The organism is Pseudomonas sp. S31 (genome assembly GCF_016648105.1).
Classification (GTDB): Bacteria; Pseudomonadota; Gammaproteobacteria; order Pseudomonadales; family Pseudomonadaceae; genus Aquipseudomonas.
Map to the genome: position 1 here is coordinate 11,887 of NZ_JACVVE010000022.1, position 24,094 is coordinate 35,980.

The following is a 24,094-nucleotide window of genomic DNA, read 5'->3' on the forward strand; positions in this document are numbered from 1 at the left end:
CCACCGGTAGCGGCCTGATCTGCGCCCCGAATCACCATTGCCGCTTGTCCGGCCGGGTCAGGCCGAGTTTCTCTATACGGTAACGCAGCATGTCGCGCGACAAGCCGAGCATTCGTGCCGACTTGGTGACATTCCAGTCGGTACGGTCGAGGGTGCGGCACACCAGGTCACGCTCCATGTCTGGGAGGCTGGTACCGGGCTCCGGCTCATGCCTTGGCACTTCGAAAGGCAGCGGCGCCGGCGGCGTCAGCGGCTCGTCGATCAACGTCAGGCAGAGGTTGAGCTGGTGCGCCTGGACCACTTCGTTAGGCGCCAGCAGCACGGTCTGCTCGAGCATGTTGCGCAACTCACGCACATTGCCCGGCCAGCTGTAGCTCAGCATCAAGGCTTCCGCCTCGGCGCTAAAGCGCAGGTTCGGCTTGCCATAGCGACGACCATGGTGGGCCAGGAAATGCCGCGCCAGCAGCAGGATATCCTGGCCACGGGCATACAGCCTGGGCACTTTCAAGGCGATGATGCGCAGGCGGAAGAACAGGTCGCGACGGAACTTGCCTTGCTGCACCATCTGCTCCAGGTTGCAGTTGGTCGCGCTGATGACCCGCAGGTCGACCTTGCGCTCCTTGACCGCGCCGATACGGCGGATGCTCCGGTCTTCCAGCAGCTTGAGCAACTTGGCCTGCAGCAACAGGTCCATCTCGCCGATCTCGTCGAGGAACAGCGTGCCGCCATCGGCGGCCTCGACCAGGCCGACCCGGCGGTCCTTGGCATCGGTAAAGGCGCCTTTCTCATGACCGAACAGCTCGGCCTCCAGCAGGTTGGCCGGGATCGAGGCGCAGTTGAACTCGATGAACGGCCCCTTGCTGCGCGAACCGTCGAAATGCAGGGCACGGGCCACCAGTTCCTTGCCAGTACCGGTCTCGCCCTCGATCAACACCGGCGGCAGGTCGTCGCTGGCCATGCGCCGCTCGGCGTCCAGTACCTGGCGCAGGGTGTGCTTGAGCCCGAGCATGGCCGGCGATTCGCCGATCAGCGCCTGCAAGCCGGACTTCTGCGCCTCGCGCTCCTGGTAGAACGACAGCGTGCGCTCCATCCGCTCGGTGGCCAGGGCCTTGTCCAGGGTCAGTTTCAGCTCGGCCAGCACCACCGGCTTGGTCAGGTAGTGGAATGCGCCCTCCTTCATCGCCTGCACGGCATCTTCGACATTGCCATAGCCGGTCATCATGATCACCTTGAGGTCCGGCGACTGGGCCAGCAGCGTGCGCAACAAGTCGTGGCCGCTCATGCCGGGCAAGGAGTTGTCGGTCAGCACCGCATCGGGCTGCGCTCGCTTGATCTGCTCCAGCGCAAGCTCCGCGCTGTGGCACACGTTGACCTCGAAGCCCTTGAGGCCCAGGTAGGTCTGAATGTTTTCGGCGAGGATTTCATCATCCTCGACCACCAGGATGCTGTGCTCCATGGTCCCCTCCCGCTGCGATATTGAAAATGAGGCTGACGCGGGTTCCTTCCTCTTCACGGCTGCTCAGGCTGACCGAGCCGCCAAAACGCTCCATGATGCGCTTGACCAGGGCCAGGCCGACGCCGAGGCCGCCCTGCTTGGTCGTGTAGAACGGCTTGAATACCATGCGCTCCTGCTGCTGGGTCATGCCTTTGCCGGTGTCGGTCAGCAGTAGCTGCGCCCGTTGCCCATCCAGCACACTGACCTCGGCGCAGAGCACGCCGCCCTTGGGCATGGCCTCGATGGCATTGGAGAACAGACTGTTGAGGATCTGGGTGAGCTGCAGCGGCTGGCTGGCCACCCATTGCACCTGAGGCCCCTCGAAGCGGAACAGCACGCCGTTGCGCTCGATCTGCTGGACGAACGCCAGGTGGGTATCCTCTACCGCCGCAACCAGGTCCACGGGCTCGGCTTCATCGCTGGTCGGGCGCAGCGACACCAGCAGGTCACGCACCCAGCGCGACATGCGGTCGACCTGGCTGATGATGTCGACGATGTTCTTCTGCGCCAGGGGGTTGGCGATTTCCTGGGCCAGCTCGGCGCTGGAGCGAATGTTGGCCAGCGGGTTGCGCAGGCTGTGGGCCACCGCCGAAGACATCTCACCCAGGGCCACGTAGGTTTCGCTGGCCACCAGGCGATCTTGCTGGTGATGAAGCAGAAGCGCGGCGCGGCGCACGATCCAGAACAGGCCGAAATAGATCAGCGCGCCACCGACCAGGGTCGAAGCCCAGATCAGCAGGTAACCACGCTGTATGCGACGCACCAGGTCCTGCGGCTCCTTGTAGATTTCCACCATCGACATCACCTGCTCGCCCTGGCTGTCGAACAGCGGGATGTAGTTCTCGATGAACAGGTACTGCGGCTCACGCAGGAATTTCTGCTCTTCGCGGTCCTCGTCCGCCTTGTGGTAGCTGGCCGATACCGCCTTGCGCGAGCGGAACGCGTGATCGAGGTCTCCGTCGGCCGCGATGCGCTTGCCTATCAGCTGGGGGTTGGTCGACCAGACGATGGTGCGATCGCGGGCATAGACGTTGGCCAGGAGGATGTCAGGCAGGTGGGCGACGTGATCGAGGAATTCGGTGCGGGTCGCCTCGGCGAGCGCCGGTGTGAACTGCAGGTGCTGTTGATCGAGGCGAGGGTCGAGCAGTTCGCCCATGGTCGTGCCGGGTGGCAACTGCGAGTGGCGCACCTCGGCCTGGGCAATGGCCTGGATGAACTGGGCGGTCAACATGGCATCGCGCTGGACGCTGTCGCGTACGACGAACCGGGTCGACACATACCCCAGGCCGCCGGCTACCGCCGTGATGATCAGCAAGCTGATGACCGAAAACCAGCGCAGCAGGTTGAACTCGCTGACCGGTGTGCCCGGACTGCTTGCGGGTACTGCCACTGGCTGAACAGGGTCTTCCAGCATCTGCATCGGTCAGATTCCACGCAGAAAGTGCGCTCGAAAAGCGCCTTCGAAACCACTGCTACCCAGGGTAGCAAGTGAGTGGCGCTTCGCCATGGCAGCCAGGCTGCCGGACGTTGCGCGTGATGTGCTGCAAAAACTCAGCCACATGCTTCAATAAAAATAGATCCTTTTATTTTCAGTAACTTACGATAAATATTGAATGCGATATCGAGAATGATTCCCCACATTTGGGTACTTTGCACCCATAAACAGGTTTTTCTTAAAAATCATATAGTTATGGAAATACTTTGATCCTCTGTATCAGGATTTAACCAGCTTGAAACTGAGGGATACCCGGGTACCGTGCCCCTCGCTACTACTGAGCCGCACCGAGCCTCCGAAGCGCTCCATGATCCGTCGCACCAATACCAGCCCCACCCCCAGACCACCTTGCTTGGTGGTGAAGAACGGCCTGAAGGCCAGACGTGACTGCTGCTCGCTCATCCCCCTACCGGTGTCCGACAGCCGCAGGGTCAAGCCATGCCGATCCTGGCGTACCACCTCCACCCGCAGGCGGCCACCCTGCTCCATGGCCTCCAGGGCGTTAGCGATCAGGCTGTCGAAAATCTGTGCGAGCAGCGCCGGATGTCCCAGCACCTGCACCGCCGGTAGTGGCTGCACATCGAGCGTCACCCCACTACGCGCCAGGGGCACGGCGAAGGCTTGCAGGCTTTCGTGCAGGGCCTGGGCCAGGTCCACCGGTACCGCTTCGTCGTTGAGCGGACGCAGCGACTGCAACAGCTGGCGGATCCACTGCGACATGCGGTCGACCTGGCCGATGATGTCGTTGATATTGCGCTGCGCCGGGCCTTCATCGAACGCCTGGGCCAGCTCGGCGCTGGAGCGAATGCTGGCCAGCGGATTGCGCAGGCTGTGCGCCACCGCCGACGACACTTCCCCCAGGGCCACATAGGTCTCGTTGCTGATCAGCCGTTTCTGCTGCACCTCCATCACCCGGGCCGCGCGGCGCATGATCCCGTACAGGCCGACATAGACCAGCCCCGCCCCCACGGCGATGGCCAACCAGATGAGAATCAGGCCATGTTCGATGCGCACGATCAGGTCGTGGGGTTCCTTGTAGATTTCCACCATGGCCGTCACCCGGTCGCCATCGGCATCGAACAACGGAATGTAGTTTTCGATGAACAGTTTCTCGGGGGGCGTGACGAACTTCTGCTCGGCCCGGGCCTGCTCGAAATCGTGATAACTGGCCGAGACCCGCATCTTGTACTCGAAGGCCCGCTCCAGGTCGTCGTCGCCTTCGATCAATTTGCCCATCAGGGCCGGGTTGCTGGACCAGATCACCGTGCGATCCGGCGCGTAGATGTTGGCCAGGAGCATGTCCGGCAAATGCGCGATATGGTCGAGGAACTCGCCGCGCGCCTTGCGCCGGGCAGTGGGGTCGACATCCGGCAAGGCGGCCTGGTCGGTACGGGGGTCGAGCAGTTCCCCCATGGTGCGCACGTCGGGAATGGATACATGACGGACCTCGGCATCGGCGATCGCGGTGATGAACTGAGCAGTGAGCAGCGCATCGCGCTCGATGCTCTCGTCGATGATGAATCGACTGGAAATCAGCCCCAGCCCCGCAGCCACCGAGACGATAATGGCCAGGCTCACCCAGGCGTACCAGCGCAGCAGGTCGAATGACCGGCGCCCGGAAGCGGTATCAGCGCTGGTGGGCATCACGGCGGGCTGGGAACGAGGGACGATGTCCATGGCGGACTCCACTGCTGGTCACCTGTGAAAGGTTATAGCCCAGAGTTGGGGAAGCGTTGGGGGGAATCTGCAAGCTGCCCATGTGCCCGAGCCTAGAGCGGCGAATCCGCCGCCAGACCCTGCAGCTTGCGGTATTCGCGCAGTACTGCAGGGACGTAGCGGCGGGTTTCGGCGAACGGCGGCACCGCGCCACGGCGTAGCACCGCGTCTGGCCCGGCATTGTAGGCCGCGACCGCCAGGGTGATGTCGTTGTCGAACAGCTTCAGCATGCGCTTGAGGTAGCGTGCGCCGCCCTGGATGTTGTCTTCCGGGTCGAGCCGATCTTCCACGCCCATCTCCCGGGCGGTGTCCGGCATCAGTTGCATCAGCCCCACCGCCCCGGCAGCGGATCGCGCCCGAGGGTTGTAGCCGGACTCGGCCTTGATCAGCGCATGCAGCAGCGCCTGGGGCACATCATGGATGCGCGCCGCCACGGCGACGACATCGGCATAGGGGCGCCCGGTTATCAGTTGCGCGTCGCTCGGGCCGGCCTGGGCAAGCGGCTCGCTGATCACCCGCTCATAGTGGCGTCCGGGTCGATGGACGTTGGTCAGTACGTAGCCGCCCTTGGCATCGATGGAAATGTACACATCGGCCTGGGCGATCGTCGCCGCCAGCCACAATGAAACCAGGATGAGTCCACGCATGTCGGTCGCCTCCCCGCCGTGCCCCCGATCTGGGGGAAATGCCCCGCAAATCCGGGCCTTTTGAGCGACGACGCAAGCACCGTGCCGCTTGCCATGGCGCATGGCGCAAGGCCCCGAGGCAGACGTGCACGGCAGTTGCATGGCGAGTGCCAGGCATGTCCCTGCAGCGGAGGATTTCACCATGCAACGCAGACCCAACCCCCAACGTGGCTTCACCCTGCTCGAACTGTTGGTCGTACTGGTGGTACTCGGCTTGTTGGCCGGTATCGTCGCGCCCAAGTACTTCAGCCAGCTCGGTCGCTCGGAGGCCAAGGTCGCGCGGGCGCAGATCGAAGGCTTGAGCAAGGCCCTGGACCTCTATCGCCTGGAAGTCGGCCACTACCCCAACAGCGAGCAAGGCCTGCAGGCCCTGGTGGTGGCGCCCAGCGGCGAATCCCACTGGTCCGGGCCCTACCTGCAGAAAGCGGTGCCCCAGGACCCGTGGGGCCGCCCCTACATCTACCGCCAGCCAGGTGAGAACGGCGGCGAGTACGACCTGCTGTCGATGGGCAAGGACGGCCAGCCCGGCGGCGATGGCGAAAACGCCGAAGTCACCAGCTGGCAATGAGGAGGCGGCCCATGCGCTATCAGCTCAAGGCCCTGGGCAGCCAGGGCGTGGTGCAACTGCAGATCGAAGCCGAGGACCTCGAACAGGCGCGGCGCAAGGCCGTCGAGCAAGGCCTGCGGGTGGTCAGCATACGTGGCCAAGGCAGCGCCTTGGGCGGCCTGCCCTGGCGACGCGAGGCGGCGTTCGACCTGGTGTTGTTCAGCCAGGAGCTCACCACCTTGCTCAGCGCCGGCCTGCCGCTGATCGATGCCCTGGAGAGCCTGGCGGAGAAAGCGCCAGGCGCAGGCGCGCGCAAGGTGTTGGAGGCGCTGGTGCGGCAACTCTATGAGGGGCGCTCGCTGTCACAGGCCCTGGGCCTGCAACCCCGGGTATTTCCACCGCTGTACGTGGCGCTGGTGCAGTCCAGCGAGCGCACCGGCGCACTGGGCGATGCGCTGGCGCGCTACATCGGTTATCGCCAGCGCCTGGACCTGGTCCGGCAGAAACTGGTGGGCGCCTCGGTCTACCCGCTGTTGCTGTTGCTGGTGGGCGGTGGCGTGGTGCTGTTCCTGCTCGGCTACGTGGTACCGCGCTTCAGCCTGGTGTTCGAGGGCATGGGCAGCGAGTTGCCCTGGTTGTCGCGGGTACTGATGCAGATCGGCCTGTTCCTGCATGCCCAGCAGCTGCCGTTGGCGCTGGGCACGGTCGGCGGCATCGGCGCGCTGGTGCTGCTGCGCCGCCACCCGCGGGTACGCCGCTGGGTAGCCCGCCAGTTGCGGCGCATGCCAGCGCTGCACCAGCGACTGATGATGTACGAACTGGCGCGCTTCTATCGCTCGCTGGGCATTCTGCTACAGGGCGGCATCCCGATCCTGACCGCCATGGGCATGGCGCGCGGGCTGCTGGGCAGCGCCTCGGCGCAAGGCCTGGAGCAGGCCAGCCAGCGGGTGGGCGAAGGCTTGCCGCTGTCCGATGCTCTGGAGGCGGCCAAGTTGGTGACGCCTGTCTCGCTGCGCCTGCTGCGGGCCGGGGAACAGTCAGGCAACCTCGGCGAAATGCTCGAACGCTGCGCGGACTTTCACGACCAGGAAATCGGCCGTTGGGTCGAGTGGTTCGTGAAGTTGTTCGAACCCCTGCTGATGACCTTCATCGGGCTGCTGATCGGGCTGATCGTGATCCTCATGTACATGCCGATCTTCGAGCTGGCATCGAGCATTCATTGAGGCTCAGTAGTCGAAGCGATCCACCGCCCGGCGCCGCTCGTTGTCATCGCGTCGGTCATAGCTGGCGGTGGTCTGGATATTGGCGTGATGCGCCAGCTTCTGGGCGATCGACAGGTCGTGCTCCTCGATCACCCGGGTGATGAACGCACGGCGAAAATCATGCGGCATGATCTTCACCCCTACCTGCGCGCCTCGCTGCCGGGCGATGTAGTAGATGGCATGCTTGGTGATGCGGGCCCGGGTGATGTGGTTGCCGCGACGAATCCGGTTGAACAGGAACGGGTCGTCGCTCGCCCCTTCGGGCAGCATCTCGCGGCGCAGGTCCAGCCAGGCCTGCAGTTTCTCGAAGGCCCAGGCAGGCGCATACTTGATCAACTGCCGGTTGCCCTTGCCCACCACCTGCACGCTGCGCGCCGCGAAGTCGACATCGTCCAGGTCGATGTCCACCGATTCCGACTTGCGCATGCCAGTGCCATACAGCAGCGCGATGATAGCGGCATCCCGCACGCCCTGGGGCCGTGGGTCGGCGGCGCACAGGTCCATCAACTCGCGGATCAGGCTGCGGCGCAGGTTGCGCCCTGGCGGCAGGCGGCTGCCGGTGTCGGGCTTGACCTCGCGGATGCGCAGCAACCGCTCATGATCGATCAGGCCCTGGCGCCAGGCTTCATTCATCACGCCGCGTACGGCATTGACATACAGCGACGAACTGTTGGGGGCATAGCCGTCGGCGCGCAAGGCCGCCACCAGGCCGATCACATGGCCAGGATCGAGCCGGTGCCAGGGCACATCGGCAATATCGTGGTCGACAAAACCCAGTCGGTCGGCGGCATCCTGGAGCACATAGCGCATGGTCTGCTGACTGGACGGTGCGAGCCGGGCCATGTATTGCAGCAGCGGGTTCTGTGAAAGCTCGGACAAAACAGAGATCCTGTGGTGCGATAGCGAGTCAATCCGACTTCGTCAAGCGTCTGATTGACCAGGAGAAACGAGAGGTCATCACGACCTGCGACACGTGCCATCACCTTGATATTCAAGGGCTTAGTCGATGGCATGGATCATGATAGTACCTTATTGCAGCCCTATTGAAGCCTCATTGAAGCCCCACAGATCGAATGAGGGGCCGGCCATCTGCGGGCTGCCTGGCATGCCTGGCTGAATGCCATTGGTCTGATAGTGCATCGCGGGCCGGCGGTGCCCAGCCCGCAGGAAAACGTTTGCAACGCGCCGGGGCAGTAAAGAGGGAGGCAAGAGCCCGCGTGATCGGCATCAAGTATTTGCGATTTAATCTTATTTTCAGGGCGACAGCGGCGTGTCAGGTGCTATGGTTACTTTCCCGGCGGCCTCGCCGGGCTACCCTCACCCCGTCCAGGAAAGGACAAGGAGGCTGGCATGAACAAGATGACGTTCCCCAACGCCTGCCAGGTGATGCGTTGGCATTTCCACCCACTGGGGTTCGAAGCCAGCATGGACGCGCCACGCAGCATGGTCGCCCGCCTGTTCGACCGGGCCACGGGCGAAACCCTGCTGGCAATTGCCGGTATCCCCTGTACCGCAATCATGCCGGCTGCCGATGTCGAACGCATCATCGAGGCGGTGGAGGCGGAAATGGACGCCTTCATCCCCAGTCTGCCCCTCAAGGACGCTGTCTAGGCTCCGTCTGAAAATCCTTGAGACTTTTCAGACGGAGCCTAGGCTGGCACCTCGCGGGTCTGGCCGAGCGCCTGCAAGCGCGCCATGAACTGCTCGGCCGGCACCGGTTGGCCAAGCAGGTAGCCCTGCAACGAATCGCACCCCAGCCCGGTCAGAAACGCCTGCTGCCCATCGGTCTCAACGCCTTCGGCGACGATACGCAGGCCCAACGCCTGCCCCAGCGCGACGATCGCCGAGACGATGGCTGCGTCATCGCCGTCCTGTTCCAGGTCACGCACGAAACCGCGGTCGATCTTCAATTCGTTGGCCGGCAAGCGCTTGAGGTACATCAGGCTGGAATAACCCGTACCGAAATCATCGATGGACAGGTCCACGCCCATGTCGGACAGGCGCTGAAGCACCGTCAGGCTGGCGTCGGCATCATGCATCGCGGTGGATTCGGTGATTTCCAGGGTCAGCCGGTTGGCCGGCAGGCCGTTGTCGTCCAGCGCCCGGGCCACGCTGTCGACCAGGCCGACATGGCAGAACTGCAGGGCCGACAGGTTCACCGCCATGCGCCAATCTTCGTGCCCCTGGTCGAGCCACTGGCGCATCTGCCGACACGCTTCGCCCAGCACCCATTCACCGATCGGAATGATCAGCCCGGTCTTCTCGGCCAGGGCGATGAAGCGATCCGGCAGCATCAATCCATGCTGCGGGTGCTCCCAGCGCAGCAGGGCCTCGGCGCCTATCGGCTGGCAGCCCTGGGCGGCGAACTTGGGCTGGTAGTGCAGGCGGAACTCGTCTCGCTCAAGGGCCAGGCGCAGATCCTGCAGCAACTGCAACTGCTGGCGGGCGTTACTGTTCATCGAGGCGTCGAAGAAGCTGTAGCCATTCTTGCCAGCGCTCTTGGCGTGATACATGGCGGCATCGGCGTTACGCAGCAATTCGTGCTGGTCCAGGCCGTTTCCTGGGTAGAGGACGATGCCCAGGCTGGCCGTTACCTGCAAGTCGTGGCCGGCGACCTCGAAGGCCCGGGACACCAGGTTGACCTGCTTGACCGCCACGCTCATGGCATCGTCGGGCTCCTGCAGCTCGACCAGCAGGACGAACTCGTCGCCGCCGATGCGCGCCAACGTGTCCTGGCTGTGCAGATGCCCACGCAAGCGGGCTGCCACGGCCTTGAGCAGGAGGTCGCCGACATGGTGGCCGAAGGCATCGTTGACCGGCTTGAAGCCGTCCAGGTCGATGAACATCAAAGCGAAGCACCCCCCCTGCTCCGCCACCTTGCCGATGGCCTGGTCGATGCGGTCGGCCAGCAGCGTGCGGTTGGGCAGCCCGGTCAGCGTATCGTGCAGGGCGAGCTGGGTCAGCTCCTGGTTGGCCAAGGTCAGCGAGCGGGCCAGCTCGGCGGTGCGCGCCTCGAGGCGGGCGTCCAGCACCGAGGTCAGCAAGGCCACCGAAAGCACCGCCAGGGTGGTGATCAATACCAGGTAGTCCAGTCCATCGCCTTTCAGGCCATTGGCCAACGCGCCACAGTAGCTGCCTTGCGGGAAGTTGGCCGCGGCCATGCCGGTGTAGTGCATGCCGACGATGGCGATCCCCATCAGCACCGCAGCCAAGCCACGGATCTGCCGCACGTAGGGGGTGTTCTGGCGTAGGCGAAAGGCGATCCACAAGGCCGCGGCCGAAGCCCCGACGGCAATCGCCAGGGAGGCGCCGAACAACGTCGGATCGTAGTCGACACCGGGCAGCATGCGCAGCGCGGCCATGCCGGTGTAGTGCATGCAACTGATACCGGCACCCATGATCAGAGCGCCGAAGCCCAGTTGCAGCCAAGGCAGGGTCGGCTGGCTGACCATCCAGAGGGCGAAGCCGGCCGACAGTACCGCGATCAGCAGGGAAAACGCGGTCAGCCCGATGTCGTAGCCCAGTTCCACCGGCAGGCTGAAGGCGAGCATGCCGATGAAGTGCATCGACCAGATGCCGATACCCATGGCCAGCGCGCCGCCGCCCATCCACAAATAGACTGCCCGCCCCTTGGCGGTGGCCAGGCGGCCGGTCAGGTCGAGGGCGGTGTAGGACGCGAGAATGGCCACGCACAGCGAAATCAACACCAGCGAGGACGAATAGCTACCAATCAGCATTTGCGATTCCAGCGACAGGCGATGCAAGGCCTGTAAAAAAACCCGTGATTGTACAGAAGCGCTGGCGAAACGCTATGAAGTTGTCGCGAATGGGAATGGATTCGTGAAACCACCACCCCACCCACCTGGGCCTGACGCATTCGCGGCTGAACCCGCTCCTACTCGGCTTCGGCGAACGCTTGCTCGGCGTCCCATCCCCCGCCCAGGGCCGCGATCAGTTGCACGCTGGCCACCAGCCGACCTTCCAGCAAGGTCAACACGCTACGTTCGTTGCTCAACGCCGTGGTCTGCACGTTGACCACGTCCAGATAGCCGATCAAGCCGGCCTTGTACTGGTTCTCGGTCAGGCGCAGCGACTCGCGCGCTGCCTCCAGGGCCTCCTGGCGTACCCCCGCTTCGTCGGCATACACCTTCAACTGCACCAGGTAGTTTTCCACTTCCTTGAAGCCATCGAGCACCGTCTGCCGGTACTGCGCCACGGTCTGGTCATACGCGGCCACGGTGCGGTCCACCTCGGCGCTGCGCTTGCCCGCGTCGAACAGGGTCAGCGCCAATTGCGGGCCGACCGACCAGTAGCGGTTCGGCAACTCGATCCAGTTGTTGAAGCTGCTACTGGAATAACCGCCGCTCATGCTCAGCGACAGGTCGGGGAAGTAGGCTGCCCGGGATACGCCGATCTGTGCGTTGGCGGCCATCACGTTGCGTTCGGCCGCAGCGATGTCAGGGCGACGCTCGAGCAACTGCGACGGCAACGCCAGCGGCACCTCCGGCAAGGCGGGGATCGACTTGCTGTCGGCCAGGGCGAAGTTGGCAGGTGCCTTGCCCAGCAACACGGCGATGGCGTTCTCGAACTGGGCGCGCTGCCACGCCAGGTCGATCAGGTCGGCCTGGGTGCTCTTGAGCTGGGTGCGCGCCTGGGCCACCGCATCAGGGCCGGATACGCCGGCGCGGTACTGGTTCTCGGTCAGGCGCAACGAGCGTTCGTAGGCAGCGACGGTGGCCTCGAGCAGGCGCTTCTGCTCATCGATCACCCGCAATTGCAGGTAGTTCTGTACCAGCTCCGACTGCTGGCTCAGGCGAATCGAAGCCAGGTCGGCGAGGCTGGCTTCGGCACTGGCCTGGTCAGCATGCAGCGTTTCACGCAGCTTGCCCCACAGGTCGATTTCCCAACTGACGCCCAGCTGCGCATTGTAGGTGTCGCGGATACCGCTACTGTTGTTCGACAGGCTCGAACTGGAGCTTCCCGTCCCTTGCGCCGAGCGGTTCTTGCTGGTGGTCAGGTCCAGCGTGGGAAACAACGAGGCACGGCTGCTGCGCACCAGCGCCTGGGCCTGGCGGTACTGGGCCTCGGACTGGGCCACGGTCTGGTTGCTGCGGTTGAGCTCCTCGACCAGGGCGTTGAGGCCCGGATCGCCGTAGATTTCCCACCAGGCGCCACGGGCCATGGCGTCGGACGGGCTGGCCTGGGTCCAGCCCTCGGCCTGCTTGAATTGCGCGGGTGTGTCGAGGGTCGGGCGATGGTAGTCCGGGCTCAGGGTACAGGCACTGAGCATGGCCACGCACAAGCCTGCGCCGACCAGGCGCGAACCGCGCCCACGGGTCAGCACTTGCAGGGCACGATGGAGCGGAGCTTGGGCAAAGGTCATAGCGGGGTTTCCAGGGCGGCGTCGGTGCGCACGCCGCGCCAACGGTTGAAACGGTGACGCAGGCGGTCGAGGTACAGGTACACCACCGGCGTCGTATAAAGGGTCAGGACCTGGCTGAAGACCAAGCCACCAATGATGGTCAGGCCCAGCGGCTGGCGCATCTCGGCACCCTCGGCACGGCTCAGCAGCAGCGGCAAGGCACCGAGGATGGCCGCCAGCGTGGTCATCAGGATCGGCCGCAGACGCAACAGGCAGGCCCGGCGGATCGACTCCTCGGGCGTGAGCCCCTGGTGACGCTCCAACTGCAGCGCCAGGTCGATCATCAGGATGGCGTTCTTCTTCACCACGCCGATCAGCAGGAACAGCCCGAGCAGCGAGATCAGGCTGAACTCGCCACCGGTCAGGTACAACGCCAGCAGTGCCCCGACGCCCGCCGAAGGCAGGGTCGAGAGGATGGTCAGCGGGTGGATGTAGCTCTCGTAGAGAATGCCCAGCACCAGGTAGACCAGCACCAGCGCCCCGAGGATCATGAACGGCTGGCCTTGCTGGGTCTTGGCGAAGGCATCCGCCGTCCCGCCCAGGCGAGCGATCACCGACTCGGGCAGCCCCATCTTGGCCACCGCGCGCTCGAGCGCGGCCATGGCCTGGTCGGTGCTGTAGCCTTCGGCGACGTCGAAATTGATGTCCTGGGAGGCGAATTGGTTCTCGTGGCTGACCCGGTCGTCGGCCAGGCTGTTCTCGTAGTGGGCGATGGTCGACAGCGGCACGCGCGCGCCCTCGCTGGTAATCACCTGCACCTGTTCCAGGGTGCTCGGGTCCCAGGCGTATTTCGGGTTGATCTCCAGCACCACCTGGTACTGGTTGAGGCTGTCGTAGATGGTCGAGATCTGCCGCTGGCTGTAGGCGTTGTTGAGCACCGTGGTGATCATGTCCATGTCGATGCCCAGGCGCTTGGCCTGGTCGCGGTCGACCACCAGGGTCACCTGCTGGGTCCCGCCACCATCGCGGGCATCGACCGAGGTCAGCTCGGGCAGTGTACGGACCACCTCCGTGACCTTCGGGAACCATTCGCGCAAGGCGCTCAGGTTATCGCTCTGCAGGGTGTAGACGTACTGCGAGGAACTCTGGTCGCGGCCCCCGCCACCGAGCTGCAGGTCCTGGTCGGCCATCAGGAACAAGCGCCCGCCCGGCACCTTGGGCAGATCTCGGCGCAGGCGGTCGATGACCTTCTGCGCCGAGATCTTGCGTTCGGCGATCGGCTTCAGGCGCACCAGCACCATGGCATTGTTGGTGCCGCTGTTACCCCCGATGAAACCAGCCACGCTCTGCACCGCCGGGTCGGCGAGCAAGGCACGTCGGTAGATTTCCATCTTCGGCTGCATCACGCTGAACGACAGCCCGTCGTCACCGCGAATGAAGCCCATCAGTTGCCCGGTGTCCTGCTGCGGCATCAGCGTCTTGGGAATCACCACATACAACGCGATGTTCACGCCGATGGTCACCAGCAGGCTGCACAGCGTCAAGCGCTTGTGCCGCAGTGCCCAGCCCAGGCTGCGATCGTAGGCGCCGACCAGGCGTTGGTGCTGCCTTTCGCTCCACTGCTGCAGGCGGTTCGGTTCGGCCTGCTGCGGCTTGAGCCAGCGGGCGCAGAGCATCGGCGTCAGGGTCAGCGACACCACCAGGGAAACGATGATCGCCGCCGCCAGGGTGACCGAGAACTCCAGGAAGAGGTTGCGCACGATGCCGCCCATGAACAGGATCGAGACGAACACCGCCACCAGCGAGACGTTCATCGACAGCAGGGTGAAGCCGACCTCCTTGGCACCGAGGAAGGCCGCACGCATCGGCGGCTGGCCATCCTCGATATGCCGCGAGATGTTCTCCAGGACCACGATGGCGTCGTCCACCACCAGGCCGGTGGCCAGGATCAACGCCATCAGCGACAGGTTGTTCAGCGAGAAGCCGCACAGGTACATGACGGCGAAGGTGCCCACCAGCGACACCGGCACCGCCAGGCTGGGGATCAGCGAGGCACGCAGGCTGCCAAGGAACAGGTAGACCACCAGGATCACCAGCACCACGGCGATCAGCAAGGTATGCTCGGCCTCCTTGAGGGTGGCCTTGATCACTGGCGAGCGGTCCATGGCCACATCCAGCTTGACGCTGGCCGGCAGCAGCGACTGCAACGCCGGCAACTGCGCCTTGATCTGGTCGACGGTCTGGATGATGTTGGCGCCGGTCTGGCGGTTGATCACCAGCAGCACCGCGCTCTGATCGTTGAAGAAACCGCTGTTGTAACGGTTTTCCACACCATCGGTGATGGTGGCTACGTCGGACAGGCGCAGGATGGTGCCGTTTTCCTGGCGGATCACGATGGGCTCGTAGTCCTTGGCTTTCTCCAGCTGGTCGTTGGCACGTACCTGCCAGTTGCGCTCGCCGTCCTCGACGAAGCCCATCGGCCGGCGCTGGTTGGCGTTGGACACCGCAGTACGCACGTCATCCAGGGCAACCCCGTACTGGTTGAGCAATTGCGGCTCCACCGCCACCCGCACCGCCGGCAACGAACTGCCGCCGATCTGCACTTCCCCTACCCCACTGACCTGAGCCAGGCTCTGCGACAGGATGGTATCGGCCAGGTCGTACAGCTGGCCTTTCTGCAGCACGTCCGAGGTCAGCGACAGCACCATGATCGGCGCCTGCGAGGGGTCGATCTTCTTGTACGTGGGCATGCTGCGCATGCCGCTGGGCAGCAGGTTGCGCGTGGCGTTGATGGCGGCCTGCACCTCGCGGGCGGCGCCGTCTACGTCACGGCCCGTCTCGAAGCCGATGATGACCCGGGTCGAACCCTGGCTGGAATTGCTGGTGAGCGTGGTGACCCCGGCGATGGTGCCGAGCTTGCGTTCCAGCGGCGTGGCCACGGTGGCGGCCATGACTTCGGGGCTGGCACCGGACAGGTTGGCCTGCACCACGATCACCGGGAAGTCCATCTTCGGCAATGGCGCCACCGGCAGCAACCCGAAACTCACGCCGCCCAGCAACATGATCGCCAGGCTCAGCAGCATGGTCGCCACTGGCCGGCGGATGAATGGCCCGGACAGATTCATGCCTGGGCCTGCTGGTTATCGGGGGTCGGGCGCCAGCGGCGGGCAAGGCGGTCGAAATACAGGTAGATGACCGGGGTGGTGAACAGCGTCAGCACCTGGCTGACCAGCAGGCCGCCGACCATCACCAGGCCCAGCGGCTGGCGCAGCTCGGCGCCGGAGCCGGTGGCGAGCATCAGCGGTACGGCACCGAACAGCGCCGCCAGGGTGGTCATCAGGATCGGCCGGAAACGCAACAGCGCCGCCTGATAGATGGCATCGGCCGGGGCCATGCCCTGGTTGCGCTCGGCCTCCAGGGCGAAGTCGATCATCATGATCGCGTTCTTCTTGACGATGCCGATGAGCAGGATGATGCCGATGATGGCGATCATCCCCAGGTCGTTGCCGCTGAGGATCAGCGCCAGCAAGGCGCCGACCGCGGCGGACGGCAGGGTCGAAAGGATGGTCACCGGGTGGATGTAGCTCTCGTAGAGCACGCCCAGCACGATGTACATGGTCACCACCGCCGCCAGGATCAGCAGCAAGGTACTCGACAGCGAGGCCTGGAACGCCTCTGCGGCACCCTGGAAGCGGGTCTGCACGCCGATCGGCATGCCGATCTCCTGCTGCACCTGCTCGATCACCTTCACCGCCTCGCCGAGCGATGCGCCGTGGGCCAGGTTGAACGACATGGTCACCGCCGGGAACTGGCCGATGTGCGAGATGGCCAACTGCGCCTGGCGCTGCTCGATGCGCGCCAGGGCCGAAAGGCGCACCTGGCCGCCGTCGCTGGCCTTGACGTGGATCGACTCCAGCGCCTGCGGGCCGATGCTGCCGGCATTCTGCGACTGCAAGACCACGCGATACTGGCTGGCCTGGGTGTAGATGGTCGAGATCTGCCGCTGGCCGAACGCATCGTAAAGGGCGTTGGTGATCTGCGACACGTCGATGCCGAGGCGGCTGGCCATGTCACGGTCGATCACCAGGTACACCTGCAGGCCCTTGTCCTGCAGGTCGCTGGCCACATCCTGCAGCTCCGGGCGCTGCTGCAAGGCGTCGACCAGCTTGCCGCTCCACTGCGCCAGCAGGTCGGCATCGGGCGAGGACAGGCTGAACTGGTACTGGGTCCGGCTGACCCGGTCCTCGATGCTCAGGTCCTGCACCGGCTGCATGAACAGCCGAATGCCCACCAGCTTGTCGAGTTGCGGTTGCAGGCGGCTGATGACTTCGCTGGCGGTGACGTCCCGCTCGCCATGGGGCTTGAGGTTGATCAGCAGGCGACCGCTGTTGAGGGTGGCGTTGTCGCCGTCGACGCCGATGTAGGACGACAGGCTCTGCACCGCCGGATCCTGCAGGATCAGCTTGCTCAGCGCCTGCTGGCGCTCGCTCATGGCGGTGAACGAGATGGACTGCGGCGCCTCGGAAATACCCTGGATCACCCCGGTGTCCTGCACCGGGAAGAAGCCCTTGGGCACCACCATGTACAGGAACACCGTGAGCGCCAGGCTGGCCACCGCCACCAGCAGGGTGAGCGGCTGATGCTTGAGCACCCAACGCAGGCCACGGCTATAGCGCTCGATCAGCCAGTCGATCCACGCGCCGCTGGCACGGTAGAAGCGCCCCTGCTCTTCTTCCTTGGGTTCGCGCTTGAGCAGGCGGGCACACATCATCGGCGTCAGCGTCAGCGACACCACCAGGGAAATCAGGATCGCCACCGCCAGGGTAATGGCGAACTCGCGGAACAGCCGGCCGACCACATCGGCCATGAACAGCAGCGGGATCAGCACGGCGATCAGCGAGAAGGTCAGCGACACCAGGGTGAAGCCGATCTGCCGGGCGCCTTTGAGCGCCGCCTGCATCGGCGTCTCGCCTTCCTCGATGTGCCGGGAGATGTTCTCCAGCATGACGATGGCGTCGTCCACCACGAAGCCAGTGGCGATGGTCAGCGCCATCAGCGTCAGGTTGTTGATCGAGAAGCCCGCCAGGTACATCACCCCGAAGGTACCGACCAGCGACAGCGGCACGGCGATCGACGGGATGATGGTGGCGCTGACGCGGCGCAGGAACACGAACGTCACCATCACCACCAGAACGATGGCGATCAGCAGTTCGTGCTGCACGTCCTTGACCGCGGCACGGATGGTCTGGGTACGGTCGGTGAGTACCGAGACGTCCAGGCCGGCCGGCAGGTTGTCGGTGATCGACGGCAGCAGCTGCTTGATCAGGTCGACCACCTCGATGACGTTGGCCCCCGGTTGGCGCTGGATATTCAGCAGCACCGCCTGGTTCTGGTTGGCCCAGGCCGCGAGGCGCTCGTTCTCGGCGCCGTCGACGATCTCGGCGACGTCCTTCAGGCGCAGCGGCGCACCGTTGTTGTAGCTGAGAATGAGGTTGGCGTATTCCTCGGGCGAACGCAGCTGGTCGTTGGCATCGAGCATCGACACCCGGGTCGGCCCGTCGAAGTTACCCTTCGGCTGGTTGACGTTGGAGGCGCCGATCAGCGTACGCACGTCGTCCAGATTGAGGCCGTTGGCGGCCAGGGCATCGACGTTGACCTTGATGCGTACCGCCTGGCGCTGGCCGCCGGCGATGCTGACCATGCCCACGCCGCTGATCTGCGCGAGCTTCTGCGCCACGCGGGTGTCGACCAGGTCGTTGAGCTTGGGCAGCGGCATGGTCTTGGAAGAAATCGCCAGGGTCAGCACCGGCGTATCGGCCGGGTTGACCTTGTTGTACACCGGCGGGGCCGGCAGGTCGCTGGGCAACAGGTTGCTGGCGGCGTTGATGGCCGCCTGCACCTGCTGCTCGGCGACGTCCATGTTCATGTCGAGGTTGAAGCGCAGGGTCAGCACCGAGGCGCCGCCAGAGCTGGTCGAGGCCATCTGGGTCAGCCCAGGCATCTGCCCGAACTGGCGTTCCAGCGGCGCAGTGACCGCGCTGGTCATCACCTGGGGGCTGGCGCCGGGGTACAGGGTCATGACCCGGATGGTCGGATAGTCGACCTGGGGCAACGCGGACACCGGCAACAGTTTGTAGGCGATCAGGCCGGCCAGGACGATGGCCAGCATGCTCAGCGTGGTAGCGACCGGCCGCAGGATGAACAGGCGCGAGAGATTCATGCGCCCGCCTTGCCCGGCTCGTCGGTCTTGCCCTTGGCCTCGCCGCCCTGCAGCTGCGAACCCGGCGTGGTCGGCACCTGCGAGCTGTCCTCGACCACTTCGACCAGGGTGCCATCGCGCAGGCGGTCGGTGCCTTCGAGCACCAGGCGGTCGCCGGCAGCCAGGCCGTCGAGGATCACGCTGCGCTCGCCATCGCTGGCGCCCACCTTGAGCTTGTGGATGCTGACCTTGTTGTCGGCATTGACCACGTAGGCGAAGCTGCCCTCGTTACCGAACTGCACGGCGGCGGAAGGCACCAGCACGACCTGCTTGAGGGTGTCGGCGAGCAGGCGCACGTTGACGAACTGGTTGGGGAACAACGACAGGTCCTTGTTCTCGAAGCGCCCCTTGAACTTCAGGGTGCCGGTGGTGGTGTCGATCTGGTTGTCGATGCTGCCCAGCACACCGGTCGCTTGCAGCTTGCTGTCGCTGCGATCCCAAGCCTCCACCGGCAGGCTGGCGCCGCCGCGATAGCGGTCGAGCACGGTGCTCAGCTCGGTTTCCGGCAGGGTGAAGGCGACGCTGATCGGCTCGGTCTGGGTGATGACCACCAGCGCTGTGGTGTCGTTGGCTGCCACCAGGTTGCCCAGGTCGAGCTGGCGCAAACCGACCCGGCCATTGATGGGCGCACGGATCTGGGTGAAGTCGAGGTTCAGGCGGGCGTCGTTGACCTGCGCCTGGTTGGTCTTGACCAGGCCTTGGAACTGCGCGACCTGCGCCTCGGCGGTATCCAGAGTCTGCTTGGCGATGCTGTCTTCGGCGTACAAGCCACGGTAGCGGGCGACATCGACCTGGGCGTTCTTCAACTGCGCCTGGTTCTGCGCCAGCGTGCCTTCGGCCTGTTGCAGGGCGATGCGATAGGGGCGCGGGTCGATCTCGGCGAGCAGGTCGCCAGCCTTGACCTGCTGGCCTTCCTTGAAGTGGATCTTGACCAATTCGCCCGCCACCCGGCTACGGACGTTGACCGTATTGGTGGCTGTGACCGTGCCCAAGGCCTTGTAATAGAGTGGGAAGTCGCCCACGGTGGCGGGCTCGACACGCACCGGTACCGGATCGGTGGAGGCACCGAAGCCCGGACGCCCGTTGCCGCCTGTTCGTCCTTTCGCCTCTTTGTGGGGCATGGAGGCCGGCCACAGCCACCACGCCAGCAGGGCCACCAGCAGCAGGATCAGCAGGCCCACGAGCCAGCGACGGGGAGAACGGGAGACGGAAGCGTGCATGGGTTGAACGAACCTTGTTCGGAAAAGCGACTTGGGGAGGGTGAACGATAAGCATTGGCACCGTTTTAGCAAAGCGCCTTTACAGGGCATTTACCTTAAGCTGACGAGGCCAAGATCCTGAACTTTAAATGAAAACGGCCCGGAAGGGTTTCCGGGCCGTTTCGCGATGTTGCCTGGCATGGCAAACAGGGCGCGAGTTCCACCGCCCTGCCCTACGCCATTCTTATTTCAGGACTGCCAGCGCTGCGTCGTAGTTCGGCTCGTCGGCGATTTCGCCGACCAGTTCGCTGTGCAGCACCTTGTCGTTCTCGTCCAGCACCACCACGGCACGGGCAGCCAGGCCGGCCAGCGGGCCGTCGGCGATGGCGACGCCGTAGTTCTCGAGGAACTCGCGGCCGCGCAGGGTCGACAGGTTCTGTACGTTCTCCAGGCCTTCGGCGCCGCAGAAGCGCGCCTGGGCGAAGGGCAGGTCGGCGGAGATGCACAGCACCACGGTGTTGGCCACGTCGTTGGCCTGGGCGTTGAACTTGCGCACGGAGGTAGCGCAGGTCGGGGTGTCGACGCTCGGGAAGATGTTCAACACCTTGCGCTTGCCGGCATAGTCTTTCAGCGAGGTGTCGGCCAGGTTGCCGGCTACCAGCGAGAAGGCAGGCGCCTGGGCACCGGCCTTCGGCAGTTCGCCCTTGACCTGAACCGGGTTGCCTTTGAGAGTCACTTGAGCCATGACGGAAATCCTTGTGCGGGGTTTGAAAAGGACACTGAGTTAAGCATGAAGGCGCCCGAGTGCCTATGGGGTCTGGCGAAAATGTTGCGTCGCCAGCCCGGCTGCCTCGCTCGTCGACTGCCCTGTCAGCCCAGGTCCAGGGCACTGGTGAGGTCGCCCAGCAAAGCCTGGCCGCGCCCGGCCATGGCCTGGTCGCGGGCCTTGAGACCTTCGAGCGGCTCCAGGTCGAACACCCGGGTGATCAGGCGCAGGATCGACGTGGTGTCGTACACGGTATGGTCCACCGTGCCCTTGCGCGCGAACGGCGATACCACCAGCGCCGGGATCCGCGAGCCCGGCCCGAAGCGATCACCCTTCGGCGGCGCGACGTGGTCCCACCAGCCGCCGTTCTCGTCGACGGTGATCACCACCACCATGTTCGACCACTGCGGGCTTTCCATCAGGGTCTTGACGATGCGCTCGATGTGGCGATCGCCCGAGGCCACGTCGGCGTAGCCGGCATGCAGGTTGAGGTTGCCCTGGGGCTTGTAGAACGTTACAGCTGGCAAGCGTCCGTCGCGCGCATCGGCGAGAAAGCGGTTGCTGCTCGGATCCTCGCCGAGGCCGCCGTCGCGCAGGCGCTTGCGGCGCTCCTCGGGGTGCTCCGGCCCCTGCTGGGCGAAGTAGTTGAACGGCTGGTGATGGTACTGGAAGTTGGGGATCCTGGGGATGCCGTCAGCGCCCTTGAAAGCGTCCAGCGTGGCCTGCCAGCCACCCGCGTACCAGGCCCAGTCGACATTGCGCCTGGAGAGCTTGTCGCCGATGTGCTCGTGGGTCTGCGGCACCAGCACATTGGGCAGGTCGGGCTTGGAATGGTCCGGGCGCGCCGGGTCGCGCAGCCAGGTCGGCCAGTACGGTGGCGCCAGGGTGTTGACCGCATGGCCATCTGGCGTGATGGCACTGGGGCCGAACTGCGGAGGGCCGTCGTGGGCCTTGTTCGGCGAGCCGGGCAAGGGCTTGAGGCGGATGTCCAGCGGATCGTCGCTCTGCAGTTGGGCGATCTGGCTGCTCGCAGGCGAGTTGGCGGCATCCGGATAGAACGGCGCACGCCCGGCGACCAGGAACTGGTGGTTGAGGAACGAGCCGCCGAAGGCAGCCTGGAAAAAGTTGTCGCACAGCACGAACTGCCGGGCCAGGTCCCACAGGCGCAGGTTGTAGCGCGTCTGCGGATAATGCCCCATGGTCAGGGCGCCAGCGTCGGACCAGGCGGCGAAGCCGTCGTTCTTGCCGCCATTGATCTGCAGTTGGTTCTGGTAGAACACATGCCACAGGTCGCGGGTCACCAGGCCCAGTGGCAGGTCCTCGCCGTGAGGGCCCTTGAGGGCGAATGGCGCATTGGGCAGTTGCGCCTGGTACTCGACGTCCTTCTCATAGGTGACGCCATCGACGGTCTGCGGGCCGACCTGCAGGGTGCCGCCGAACGTCGGCGGCAAGGTATCGAACAGGGTGCCATCGCGGTCGCGCTGGGCGTAGGCGTCCTTGGTCAACTTGGCCAACGGGCTCTGCAACCCCGGGAAGTCGGCGAACAGGTTGTTGAAGCTGCGGTTCTCCGCGTAGATCACCACCACGGTGCGCACCTTGTCACGCAACGCCCTGTCCAGGGCGGCGCCGGTCAGCTGTGCGCGTGGAGCATCGCCGGGTGTGCCGTCATTGTGGCCACAGGCGGCCAGGCCGGCACCTGCACCCAGCACCGCCAGGCCGCCGAGGAAACCACGGCGCGAAGGGCCTGGTGAAGATTGTCGATCGTCGTTGTCCGCTACTGCGTCGTGCTCGGGTGCTTCGTGCATCGCCTGATCCATGAGTTGTGACAGTTTATGTCCGCGCAGGCTAGCGAGGGTTCATGACGGTTTCGTGTCGGCAGGCAAACGATCAATGTGCGCTATCACCCACAAAAAAGCCCGGAGGGCGGTAGGGCCATCCGGGCTTCGGCGTCAGGCGCGGGTTACCAGCCGAGCAGGCTGTAGGCCAGGCTGTAGACCACCGAGGTCAGTGCCACCAGGCCGATCACCACGACGAACACGTTGGACAGCGCACCGCTGTACTTGCGCATCGAGGGCACACGGCGAATGGCGTACATCGGCATCAGGAACAGCAGCACGGCCAGGATCGGCCCGCCCAGCGATTCGATCATGCCAAGGATGCTCGGGTTGAGGGTGGCGACGATCCAGCACACCACCAGCATCAGCGCCGCGACCAGGCGGTCCAGGGCCTTGGCCGACGGCCGCGCGCCGGTCTTGGCGATGATGCCCTTGAGGCCTTCGCTGGCACCGATGTAGTGGCCCAGGAACGACTTGGCGATGGCCACGAAGGCAATCAGCGGCGCGGCGAAGGCGATGGCCGGGTTGCTGAAGTGGTTGGCCAGGTACGACAGGATCGACAGGTTCTGCGCCTTGGCTTCAGCCAGCTGGGCGCTGCTCAGGGTGAGCACGCAGCTGAACACGAAGAACAGCACCATGGCCACCATCAGCAGGTGGGCACGAGCCAGGATCTGGCCGCTGCGCTCATCGGCATGCTCGCCGTAGCGGCGCTTCTGGTCGACCGCGAAGGCCGAGATGATCGGCGAGTGGTTGAACGAGAACACCATGACCGGGATCGCCAGCCAGAGAGTGTGCAGGAAGGCCGAGCCCGCTGGCACCTGGCCGACGCTGTCGAGGATGCCGCCGGTCCAGTGCGGCACCAGGTACAGCCCCAACAGCGCGAGGGCGACGATGAACGGGTAGACCAGCAGGCTCATGACCTTGACCGTAGCCTGCTCGCCACAGCGCACGATGCTCAGCAGGCCCAGGATCAGCACGAACGACAGCAGCGCCCGCGGCGGCGGCGCCATGTGCAACTGGTGCTCGATGAAACTGCTGACGGTATTGGTCAGTGCCACGCTATAGATCAGCAGGATCGGGAAGATGGCAAAGAAGTAAAGCACGGTGATCAACGCACCCGCCTTGATACCGAAATGCTCCTCTACCACGGCGGTGATATCGCCGCCGTCACGGCCGGACAACACGAAACGGGTCAGGGCGCGGTGGGCGTAGTAGGTCATCGGGAAGGCCAGTACGGCGAGTATCAGCAACGGCCAGAAACCGCCGAGCCCGGCATTGATCGGCAGGAACAGCGTGCCTGCGCCGATGGCGGTGCCGAACAGGCCGAGCATCCAGGTGGTGTCTTGACGCGCCCAGCTGCCAAGGGTGGCGGGGGTCGATTCTGCAAAGCGTTGTTCAACGCTTGGGGCCTGCTCATTCATTCCGGGTGAAGCTCCACTCGCAAGACTGCAACAGGGTTGAGAATGGCGAAA

General features: G+C 64.7%; 16 protein-coding genes. 3 read left to right on the forward strand and 13 right to left on the reverse strand.

Features of this window, described 5'->3' with window-relative positions; all coding sequences use genetic code 11:
* Positions 1-31 precede the first annotated feature (31 nt).
* The 4 genes from IAE37_RS16770 to IAE37_RS16785 form a co-directional block, all read right to left on the reverse strand.
* Positions 32-1,456, reverse strand: coding sequence for a sigma-54-dependent transcriptional regulator (locus tag IAE37_RS16770; RefSeq protein WP_201175333.1), 1,425 nt, complete (start codon positions 1,454-1,456; stop codon positions 32-34).
* Positions 1,425-2,915, reverse strand: coding sequence for a sensor histidine kinase (locus IAE37_RS16775; protein ID WP_201175336.1), 1,491 nt, complete (start codon positions 2,913-2,915; stop codon positions 1,425-1,427). The genes IAE37_RS16770 and IAE37_RS16775 overlap by 32 nt, the downstream gene beginning before the upstream one ends.
* Positions 2,916-3,209: 294 nt before the next feature.
* The gene (locus tag IAE37_RS16780) at positions 3,210-4,667 is read right to left on the reverse strand and encodes a sensor histidine kinase (RefSeq protein ID WP_201175338.1); all 1,458 of its coding nucleotides are present in this window, start codon (positions 4,665-4,667) and stop codon (positions 3,210-3,212) included.
* Positions 4,668-4,759: 92 nt separating this feature from the next.
* Entirely contained in the window at positions 4,760-5,353 is a 594-nt protein-coding gene (locus tag IAE37_RS16785) for a transglycosylase SLT domain-containing protein (RefSeq protein ID WP_201175339.1), read from the reverse strand.
* 181 nt (positions 5,354-5,534) lie between these two features.
* On the opposite strand from IAE37_RS16785, the gene gspG reads away from it, so the two are divergent.
* Positions 5,535-5,960 carry a type II secretion system major pseudopilin GspG gene (gene gspG / locus IAE37_RS16790; protein ID WP_201175340.1) on the forward strand — a complete coding sequence of 142 codons (426 nt, stop codon included), beginning with the start codon at positions 5,535-5,537 and terminating at the stop codon, positions 5,958-5,960.
* Positions 5,961-5,971: 11 nt separating this feature from the next.
* Positions 5,972-7,162, forward strand: coding sequence for a type II secretion system F family protein (locus tag IAE37_RS16795; RefSeq protein WP_201175341.1), 1,191 nt, complete (start codon positions 5,972-5,974; stop codon positions 7,160-7,162).
* A gap of 3 nt (positions 7,163-7,165) precedes the next feature.
* Here IAE37_RS16795 and IAE37_RS16800 read toward each other — a convergent pair whose 3' ends face one another.
* On the reverse strand, positions 7,166-8,080 hold the full coding sequence (locus IAE37_RS16800) for a site-specific integrase (RefSeq protein ID WP_201175342.1): 915 nt from the start codon (positions 8,078-8,080) through the stop codon (positions 7,166-7,168).
* A gap of 471 nt (positions 8,081-8,551) precedes the next feature.
* On the opposite strand from IAE37_RS16800, the gene IAE37_RS16805 reads away from it, so the two are divergent.
* Positions 8,552-8,812, forward strand: coding sequence for a DUF1652 domain-containing protein (locus IAE37_RS16805; protein WP_201175343.1), 261 nt, complete (start codon positions 8,552-8,554; stop codon positions 8,810-8,812).
* Positions 8,813-8,850: 38 nt separating this feature from the next.
* Here the strand turns inward: IAE37_RS16805 and IAE37_RS16810 are convergent, their stop codons facing one another.
* The 8 genes from IAE37_RS16810 to IAE37_RS16845 form a co-directional block, all read right to left on the reverse strand.
* Positions 8,851-10,938, reverse strand: coding sequence for a putative bifunctional diguanylate cyclase/phosphodiesterase (locus tag IAE37_RS16810; protein ID WP_201175345.1), 2,088 nt, complete (start codon positions 10,936-10,938; stop codon positions 8,851-8,853).
* Positions 10,939-11,096: 158 nt separating this feature from the next.
* A complete protein-coding gene (locus IAE37_RS16815) occupies positions 11,097-12,584 on the reverse strand; it encodes an efflux transporter outer membrane subunit (RefSeq protein ID WP_201175347.1) in 1,488 nt (495 codons plus the stop codon).
* Positions 12,581-15,688 (reverse strand): efflux RND transporter permease subunit, encoded by a 3,108-nt coding sequence (locus tag IAE37_RS16820; protein WP_201175349.1) that lies wholly within the window; start codon positions 15,686-15,688, stop codon positions 12,581-12,583. The genes IAE37_RS16815 and IAE37_RS16820 overlap by 4 nt, the downstream gene beginning before the upstream one ends.
* The gene (locus tag IAE37_RS16825) at positions 15,685-18,783 is read right to left on the reverse strand and encodes an MdtB/MuxB family multidrug efflux RND transporter permease subunit (protein WP_201175351.1); all 3,099 of its coding nucleotides are present in this window, start codon (positions 18,781-18,783) and stop codon (positions 15,685-15,687) included. The genes IAE37_RS16820 and IAE37_RS16825 overlap by 4 nt, the downstream gene beginning before the upstream one ends.
* Complete coding sequence (locus IAE37_RS16830; protein WP_201175352.1) at positions 18,780-20,042, reverse strand: MdtA/MuxA family multidrug efflux RND transporter periplasmic adaptor subunit; 1,263 nt, start codon at positions 20,040-20,042, stop codon at positions 18,780-18,782. Before IAE37_RS16830 ends, IAE37_RS16825 begins: the two co-directional genes overlap by 4 nt.
* Before the next feature lie 223 nt (positions 20,043-20,265).
* On the reverse strand, positions 20,266-20,766 hold the full coding sequence (gene tpx, locus IAE37_RS16835) for a thiol peroxidase (protein WP_201175353.1): 501 nt from the start codon (positions 20,764-20,766) through the stop codon (positions 20,266-20,268).
* Positions 20,767-20,891: 125 nt separating this feature from the next.
* Positions 20,892-22,592 (reverse strand): acid phosphatase, encoded by a 1,701-nt coding sequence (acpA, locus tag IAE37_RS16840; RefSeq protein WP_201175354.1) that lies wholly within the window; start codon positions 22,590-22,592, stop codon positions 20,892-20,894.
* A 155-nt stretch (positions 22,593-22,747) separates the two neighbouring features.
* The gene (locus tag IAE37_RS16845; RefSeq protein WP_201175355.1) at positions 22,748-24,043 is read right to left on the reverse strand and encodes a serine/threonine transporter; all 1,296 of its coding nucleotides are present in this window, start codon (positions 24,041-24,043) and stop codon (positions 22,748-22,750) included.
* Between the last annotated feature and the right edge of the window lie 51 nt (positions 24,044-24,094).

Coding starts and splice junctions, on each gene's coding strand:
- IAE37_RS16770 (WP_201175333.1), bottom strand. CDS start 1,456: ATGGAGCACAGCATCCTGGTGGTCGAGGATGATGAAATCCTCGCCGAA.
- IAE37_RS16775 (WP_201175336.1), bottom strand. CDS start 2,915: ATGCAGATGCTGGAAGACCCTGTTCAGCCAGTGGCAGTACCCGCAAGC.
- IAE37_RS16780 (WP_201175338.1), bottom strand. CDS start 4,667: ATGGACATCGTCCCTCGTTCCCAGCCCGCCGTGATGCCCACCAGCGCT.
- IAE37_RS16785 (WP_201175339.1), bottom strand. CDS start 5,353: ATGCGTGGACTCATCCTGGTTTCATTGTGGCTGGCGGCGACGATCGCC.
- gspG (WP_201175340.1), top strand. CDS start 5,535: ATGCAACGCAGACCCAACCCCCAACGTGGCTTCACCCTGCTCGAACTG.
- IAE37_RS16795 (WP_201175341.1), top strand. CDS start 5,972: ATGCGCTATCAGCTCAAGGCCCTGGGCAGCCAGGGCGTGGTGCAACTG.
- IAE37_RS16805 (WP_201175343.1), top strand. CDS start 8,552: ATGAACAAGATGACGTTCCCCAACGCCTGCCAGGTGATGCGTTGGCAT.
- IAE37_RS16810 (WP_201175345.1), bottom strand. CDS start 10,938: ATGCTGATTGGTAGCTATTCGTCCTCGCTGGTGTTGATTTCGCTGTGC.
- IAE37_RS16815 (WP_201175347.1), bottom strand. CDS start 12,584: ATGACCTTTGCCCAAGCTCCGCTCCATCGTGCCCTGCAAGTGCTGACC.
- IAE37_RS16820 (WP_201175349.1), bottom strand. CDS start 15,688: ATGAATCTGTCCGGGCCATTCATCCGCCGGCCAGTGGCGACCATGCTG.
- IAE37_RS16825 (WP_201175351.1), bottom strand. CDS start 18,783: ATGAATCTCTCGCGCCTGTTCATCCTGCGGCCGGTCGCTACCACGCTG.
- IAE37_RS16830 (WP_201175352.1), bottom strand. CDS start 20,042: ATGCACGCTTCCGTCTCCCGTTCTCCCCGTCGCTGGCTCGTGGGCCTG.
- tpx (WP_201175353.1), bottom strand. CDS start 20,766: ATGGCTCAAGTGACTCTCAAAGGCAACCCGGTTCAGGTCAAGGGCGAA.
- acpA (WP_201175354.1), bottom strand. CDS start 22,592: ATGCACGAAGCACCCGAGCACGACGCAGTAGCGGACAACGACGATCGA.
- IAE37_RS16845 (WP_201175355.1), bottom strand. CDS start 24,043: ATGAATGAGCAGGCCCCAAGCGTTGAACAACGCTTTGCAGAATCGACC.